The 1,016-nt window shown below is 69.4% G+C and carries 1 protein-coding gene and 1 pseudogene; both read left to right on the top strand.

Annotated features, from left to right (window positions below; translation table 11 throughout):
- A pseudogene (locus AB0C20_RS36430) lies at nt 1-710 on the top strand (hypothetical protein); the annotation flags it as partial.
- Nucleotides 631-1,016 (top strand): hypothetical protein (locus tag AB0C20_RS36425; protein ID WP_357569747.1); only part of this gene is annotated, 386 nt, incomplete at its 3' end. The pseudogene AB0C20_RS36430 and the gene AB0C20_RS36425, both read left to right, overlap by 80 nt.

Raw genomic sequence — 1,016 nt, 5'->3', positions numbered from 1 at the left:
GGCGCCGGTCCGATCCCGAGGTGGTGACCGTCGGCATCGGCATGCGTGCCACCCGCAGCTCCGACAAGGTGACGCGGTGGTACTTCGTCGCCGACGGCCGGCTGGGCGTGGACTTCTCGCTGATCGGTCCCGACGACCGCCCCTTCACCCGCAAACAGCTCGCCGATCAGATCGGCACCGACGCGATCGTGGATCGGCCGGTCGACTATCGCGCGGCCATCGACGCGCGCATGTTCGGTCTCGGTGTGCAGCGCTACGACCAGCTCATCAATCTGATCCTCACGCTGCGACGTCCGCAGCTGGCGAAGAATCTCGATCCGCGCGGGTTGTCCCAGGCGCTGACCGACGGCCTGCGCCCGCTCGACGATCAGCTGATCCTCGACGCGGCCCGCTCGTTCAGCGATATGGAGGAGGTGGGCCGGACGCTGGAAGGGCTACACCGATTCCGCCCTCGATCTGGTCGATCTGCTGCGACGCGTGTGCCGCGACGATCGCGAACTGCCCCGGGTGATCGACGTGACCCGCGGCGCGCACGCGGTACGCACGCAGCAGGTGGATCTCGCCGGTGCGGCCGCGTGGGGTCTGGCCGCGGTGATCGCGGTCGAGATGCCGCAGTTGCGGTTCACCGTCGTGGATCTCGACGCCGAACCGGCCGACGCCGACCTCGACGTCGTGTGGGCGGAGGTGTTCGCCGACGACAACGAGCGTGAAGTCCTCGCTCGCGCCGGTGAGCGATTCGTCCGCAGGCTCGATCCGTGGACGCCGGCGCCCGGGACAACCGCCGGCGCGGCCGTGGTGCCCGATGCCGGATTCGCCTTGACCACAACCACTCCCGGCACCCTCGACGGACTGCGTTATCACCGGTGCGCCCGGCGTGCGCCGGGCCCCGACGAGATCGAGATCGAGGTGGTCACGGCCGGGCTCAACTTCCTCGACGTGATGGTCGCACTCGGCCGGATTCCCGCGCTGGAGTCCGCGGACGGTCTTCGTTTCGGCGCCGAATGCGCCGGTATCGT

The sequence above is a fragment of the Micromonospora sp. NPDC048843 genome (assembly GCF_040649965.1).
Classification (GTDB): Bacteria; Actinomycetota; Actinomycetes; order Mycobacteriales; family Micromonosporaceae; genus Micromonospora; species Micromonospora hortensis.
This window is presented reverse-complemented; position numbering and strand designations above follow the sequence as displayed.